Genomic DNA, 5,844 nt, shown 5'->3' on the forward strand with positions numbered 1-5,844 from the left:
AACAATGGATTTTGCTTTAGTGCGATTAACAGATTTGATAGATAAATTGGTGATCAATAAGGAAAACATTGAAAAGAACTTAAATTCTTCAAAAGGTTTAGTTTTCTCACAGCGTGTATTGCTTGAGTTAGTAAATAGTGGTTTGGCGAGGGAAGAGGCGTATAAAATTGTTCAGAGCAATGCAATGAAAGTGAAACAAAACAACAGTGATTTTCTGGCCGAATTGAAACAAGATAAACCCTTACTTAAGGTTATTAACTCGGAAAAACTTGAATCTTTGTTTGATTTGAAGTATTATACGAAACATATAGATCGTGTGTATAATAAGGTTTTTAATTAGGCTGAGTAGCTCAGTTGGTAGAGCAGGAGGATCATAATCTCTTGGTCGGGGGTTCAAGTCCCTCCTCAGCCACTCGAACTAAACTATGTTTAGCAAAGCAGTGCTATTGGTGAAACCCAGTGTCAGTTACTTGGAATGAGTTGTATATCCACTCAGGTGAGGAGACAATGGATAAGAGATTGTGAAAAGGGTTTAGCTTTTGGCCTATGATCTCTTTAAATGACAGAATTTCACTACAAAACTTAACTTTCTTCTATGCAGTTAGCTAAGTCAAGAAAGGTGAATCTATCTCTTGTTGTAAACGCAAGATCGACCACTTTACAATATTGTTCTTTATTCCAACTGAGGTGCTCTGGTAAGTGTGGAATTGATAGATCTTCAAATATTTTTTGCAGGTGTTTTGCAGGTAGTAAATTTTGCTTAATTAAACTGGAAATATTATGCCATTCTTTACAAATAATCTCTTGGATTTTTTGCTGCATAATTTGCTTCTGTTCAAAGGTTCTTACAAATTCGATATTATCAAAGTACTGAGTTATATGTTTTACATCTAAAGTGGTCGGTTTGATAATCGGGTTTTGTATTGATAATATCTTTTCCTGTAAATTAGCCATAGTAATCGTTGTGACAGCAATTTTTTCACCATGTAGTGAGGAGTAATCTTTTGTTACCATTTCCATTGCGTGAGCTATCATATGCTCTCCTTGGCTTGCAGAATAGCTGCCTTTTGACATCACCATTCCAAGTCCTGAAATTAGTAGAACTTCCATAAGTAATAGGACCTCTTTTCCACTTCTTTTAGTAAGCGCCGTATATTCTCTTAGCAAAATTTGCTCCAAATCGTGAACAAGTGTAAAAGGTAATTCATTGTATTCTGTGCTAAGCAACAAATGAGATAGTAGCCAGTCAGCCTGAACTGTTGAACGACAAATGAAATCTGCAAATCCGCTTAATGTGAGGCGCAGTGGCGCATTGGCAAGTATGTCTATATCTATATATATTGCTCTTGGAAGATGTGCTTTGAACGATTTTTTATATCCATTTACTAATATTGAAGCATTTGCGGATGTATATCCATTCATAGAAGCGGCTGTTGGAAAGGATATATAATCTTTTTTCTCGAGGTAGCTTGCATATTTGCAGATATCGTTAACGGTGCCGCTACCAAATGCAACTATTAAGTCACTGTCTTTTACTTTGTTTCTCACTAGATTTACGGTTTCAAGAGAGGCAGCTCTGCTTGGTGTCATTTCTCTACTTGATGTCATCCCAGCGCGTGACACTGGAATGGCAGGTGGGGTTGGAATAATTAAATGAGAAATTTTATTAAATACGTTTTTGTTTAAAAGTTTTGCTGTATTTTCATCTGCAACTAGAAAGATGTCATTTCCGTGTTGTGTGCATATTTCATAGATATCATCAGCAAGGTGGTAATCTGTTATTACTTCCCTTAGAAAAGTTTGTTCGGTTTGATGTAATATTTGTTTTAAATAGTGCATAGAGTGTTTACAATATAGCAGTATAAGTATTTTAAGATTGACATGAAAATTGACCCTGTAGAGCTAACTAGGAAATTGATCTCTTTTGAGAGTATAACACCAGAAGACAGCGGGGCAATAGAGTATATAGCAACAATCTTCAAGAAGAGCGGCTTTGATTGTGAGATTTTAGAATTTGGTGATAAAGTTAAAAATCTTTATGCGAAATATATAAATGGAGTACCAAATTTGTGCTTTGCTGGGCATGTTGATGTTGTACCACCGGGTCAGTTAAAAGATTGGGCATTTGGTCCATTTAAACCAGAAGTGAGGGATGGAATGCTATATGGAAGAGGGGCCGCTGATATGAAAAGCGGAGTAGCTGCATTTATTGCTGCTATGGTAAATTTGATTGCAGAGAAGTTTCAATTTAATGGTTCAATAAGTGCATTGATTACCAGTGCTGAAGAAAGCATGGAAGAATATGGAACAAAGGCAGTTTTGGAATGGATGAAAAATAAGCAGAAAAAGATAGATTTTTGTGTGGTTGGCGAACCAACCAGTAGTGAGAAATTAGGTGATACCATAAAAATAGGCAGAAGAGGTTCTGTAACATTTGAATTAATTTGCCATGGAAAACAAGGGCACGTTGCCTACCCAGACCTAGCAGACAATCCAATATATAAGGTAATATCGATATTGAGTAAGGTAAAAAATACTACTTTTGATCATGGTAATAAATATTTTCAGCCTTCACATTGCGAAGTTACTACTATCGATGTTGGAAATAATACTAGCAATCTAATACCTGGCTCAGCAACTACACGTTTTAACATTCGATATAACAATGAACAAACACCGGGTGGCTTATATAAGCTGATTGATGAAATATGCTCCAGTGTAACTAACGATTATAAACTTTCTATGCATAGCAGCAGGGACGTTTTCCTCTCTACTCCCGATAGAAATACTGATATTATGCTTGATGCAATAAGTAAGGTTACCAACATTGATGCTATACTTAGCACAAGTGGTGGCACATCTGACGCTGCGTTTATCAAAGATGTTTGTCCAGTGATTGAATTTGGTATAATCAACAAAACTGCACATCAGATAAACGAATGCGTATCAGTAAACGATATACACAAGTTAACAGCTATATATAAGGAATTTATAGAAATTTATTTCAATCCCACTAATAAAATATTGAATCAGGTCAACGTAGTTAGTAATATATCTAGTGGTCCATTGTTAGCTTAGATGTAATCAGATCTCTTGCATAACTGTTGTCTGAATAACAACTGGTGTCATTCCAGCAAAATGTGTCAAGTAAGTTTTTTCGTTTCTATAGCTACTTGGATGACAAAAGAAGAAATACTAGACTTTATACCTTTTGCACTCAAATTCACATAAATCATGAATTATGCACGTTTCACACGAAGGTTTCTGTGCTTTGCAAACATATCTACCATGCAAAACTAGCCAATGATGAGCATAAAGCAGGTATTTTTTGGGAACCACATTTAAAAGAGATTGCTCTGTTTTAAACACATCTTTTTCTTTCACAAGCCCAATTCTATTGCTCACTCTAAAAACGTGAGTATCAACTGCCAATGTTGGAATGCCAAGCCCCGAATTTAAGAACACATTAGCGCTCTTTCTTCCCACTCCCGGCAAAGACACCAAATCATCGAAATCAGTAGGCACTTTGCTATTGTACCTCTCAATCAATATTTTGCTGAGCCCGATTATATTTTTTGCTTTGGAATTATATAAACCGATACTATTTACACGTTTTTTTAGCTCGTTTTGCCCAAGATTCAGCATTTTTTCTGGCGTATCAGCGATATTAAAAAGTTCTCTTGTAATTTTGTTAACGCTTACATCGGTCGTCCGTGCTGATAAAACTATTGCGACCAGAAGCGTATAATGATTGATATAATTTAGCTCTATTTTTGGTGCAGAATTTGATTCTTGAAACTTTTCAAATATCAATTCTACTTTTTTTGAGTCCATGCATAGAGCTAAAAGCCTATACTACACTGGTTACTGTGCAAATTCAATTCCTTGAGGCTTAGATAGTCCTTCAGTATTAACATCAGACACATTAGTGTTCACTTCATCAAAATTTCTCTCAGCAAATTCGCTTACCACTTCCGCAAAACACTTTTTAATAAGAGGCATAACAATTGGCATTAACAGTTTTCGTGGATCATACCATCCTAACAGGTCAGTTTCCTTTTGTACCCTATCTCTTGGATCCTCTTCTAGTAAATCTTTTGTGTGCTTTTCAGCATATATTTCACAGCCTTTTGAGAAAACAGGAGCTAACATTTCAATTAATACTGCCAATAACAATAGTGAACCAAGTATGGTTCCACCAACAGTTAATCTATTAGCAATGAAATTTGTTGTAAGTAGATAAACAGAAAAAGCAGCTAAAGGATAGTTGATAAGAAGCTTATTGCCTAGCGTGATATAGTTTATTTTACTCATGAATTCATCAGTGGAAATTTCTGAATTTTTATACTTTTTCATATAATAATTTACTAATAAATGAGAGGCATTACCAGCAATGATATTAAATCCTATGATCCACCATGAAAAATAGCAACCTATAGTAACTGTAGTTAATAGAGCTAAAGGCAGAAGACTTATTTTTGGGACAAGCAGTAGAGCATTTTTACGCTCTATAAATTTCAACGCTAATGCTTTCTTATCTTCTTTAACTAGGCTTCTCTTTTCTTCTAGAGGAGTAATATAATTGAATAATTGTATGCTTGGCTTTGTTATATATTGATATAGCTCTTTCATTAATTTTGTACTTTCTACACTCTTCTTAAAATTATCTAAATTTGGATTTTGCAAAATCCTATTTATTTGAGCTTGGAGTTTCATGCATTTTTCTAGATCTTTTTTAAACGAATAGTCATTTCTTTTTAGTATAGAAATCAATCCATCAAAATCTTTACCTACAGCATCTTCCTCTAAACTTATTTTTAGCTTATTAAACAAACTTCTCCTATAGTGAAACTCTCTTGCCGTTAAACGCCCATCACTTTCAGCACCAACACTGACTTTAACACAAGGATTTCCTGACTCTAAAGGTTCAATGTACTTTTTTAGCTCTTGATAAGCTTTATAAATCTGATCAAATCTATTTTTGTCTCCACCTTTGTCAGGATGGTTTACAAGTATCAATTTATTATATTGTTTTTTCAGAAACTTGCTAAGAGCTTGATAATCCTTACCTACAATTTGTTCAGCTTTTCTCTCTAGTACGTTAAACAGATCATTATTATCATAAAACTCCTGACCAGTTAACTTAAAATGTTGACTCATTACTACACCTCACATAAATACACGATACTATTAGTATCATATATTTAATGTTTCACACAAGCATAAAAATATCAAGCAACCACTAAGAGAAGAAACCCTCTTTCCCATCATACAAATACAACTTATCCATTCTCACCACATCAAAATTATGTTCCTCAAATTTGATTAGCAAGTTATTCACATCACTATTTGTAATTTCATTATTTGCAATGAACCTGCAGGTTATTTGGTCACTTGAAGACTTTGAACTTCCTGGCCAAATCGCAAGGCCTTTTGAATATATTGCTATAATCTGCGGATTACTTGTTTCAAACAACTTCACTATTTGGTCAAAGTCAGCCGGCTTACTCCAGGCAAGCGTTATATCGCTACCCACTAGTTTTTTAATCTTATAATCCTGTTCATAATTATCCTGTATTTTATCCACTTTACTATTTGGATCACTGCCAATTATAAGCTCAGATAATGTTTTCGGTTTTTTTCCTAGATTGTCTATAACAGCTTCTGCAAATTCTTTTGTACCAACTTTCTGTTTACTTCTTTTCTCCTTATATAAATCGGCAGTGTGTATTCCATCCTCCAAAGTCTTGAGCCATGCATCGTAGATTAGTTTTGCAGTACCCACTTGACCTATGTAAATTAGCATATGCACTGCAGCATTTAAAAGACCAGAAGGATTGGCTA

General features: G+C 34.7%; 6 protein-coding genes and 1 tRNA gene (1 of these 7 cut by a window edge). 3 read left to right on the top strand and 4 right to left on the bottom strand.

All coding sequences use genetic code 11. The features are described 5' to 3' along the window. Nucleotides 1-340 carry the 3' portion of an adenylosuccinate lyase gene (gene purB, locus WG67_RS03360; protein ID WP_070356904.1) on the top strand. It extends 953 nt beyond the left edge of the window, so 340 of the gene's 1,293 nt are visible here — the last part of the coding sequence; its start codon lies beyond the left edge, outside the window; it ends in the stop codon at nt 338-340. Continuing rightward, nucleotides 340-412 (top strand) — tRNA-Met (locus WG67_RS03365). Before purB ends, WG67_RS03365 begins: the two co-directional genes overlap by 1 nt. A gap of 170 nt (nt 413-582) precedes the next feature. Here the strand turns inward: WG67_RS03365 and WG67_RS03370 are convergent. Then, on the bottom strand, nt 583-1,839 hold the full coding sequence (locus WG67_RS03370) for an iron-containing alcohol dehydrogenase (protein WP_010082501.1): 1,257 nt from the start codon (nt 1,837-1,839) through the stop codon (nt 583-585). Between the two features lie 42 nt (nt 1,840-1,881). Here WG67_RS03370 and dapE point away from each other — a divergent pair, with 42 nt between their 5' ends. Next, nucleotides 1,882-3,078, top strand: a complete 1,197-nt coding sequence (gene dapE / locus WG67_RS03375) for a succinyl-diaminopimelate desuccinylase (RefSeq protein WP_070356905.1) — start codon at nt 1,882-1,884, stop codon at nt 3,076-3,078. A 117-nt stretch (nt 3,079-3,195) separates the two neighbouring features. Here dapE and nth read toward each other — a convergent pair whose 3' ends face one another. The 3 genes from nth to WG67_RS08505 all read right to left on the bottom strand — a co-directional run. After that, nucleotides 3,196-3,834, bottom strand: a complete 639-nt coding sequence (gene nth / locus WG67_RS03380; protein WP_010082499.1) for an endonuclease III — start codon at nt 3,832-3,834, stop codon at nt 3,196-3,198. A 30-nt stretch (nt 3,835-3,864) separates the two neighbouring features. After that, nucleotides 3,865-5,160 (bottom strand): molecular chaperone DnaJ, encoded by a 1,296-nt coding sequence (locus tag WG67_RS03385; RefSeq protein WP_070356906.1) that lies wholly within the window; start codon nt 5,158-5,160, stop codon nt 3,865-3,867. Nucleotides 5,161-5,242: 82 nt separating this feature from the next. Beyond that, the coding region (locus WG67_RS08505; protein ID WP_458694898.1) for an isocitrate/isopropylmalate family dehydrogenase at nt 5,243-5,844 on the bottom strand (602 nt) is incomplete at its 5' end.

This window comes from Wolbachia endosymbiont of Drosophila incompta (assembly GCF_001758565.1).
Taxonomy (GTDB): Bacteria; Pseudomonadota; Alphaproteobacteria; order Rickettsiales; family Anaplasmataceae; genus Wolbachia; species Wolbachia pipientis.

Bases quoted from the DNA above. Each gene is read 5' to 3' on its own strand.
- WG67_RS03370 (WP_010082501.1), bottom strand. From the start codon at position 1,839: ATGCACTATTTAAAACAAATATTACATCAAACCGAACAAACTTTTCTA.
- dapE (WP_070356905.1), top strand. From the start codon at position 1,882: ATGAAAATTGACCCTGTAGAGCTAACTAGGAAATTGATCTCTTTTGAG.
- nth (WP_010082499.1), bottom strand. From the start codon at position 3,834: ATGGACTCAAAAAAAGTAGAATTGATATTTGAAAAGTTTCAAGAATCA.
- WG67_RS03385 (WP_070356906.1), bottom strand. From the start codon at position 5,160: ATGAGTCAACATTTTAAGTTAACTGGTCAGGAGTTTTATGATAATAAT.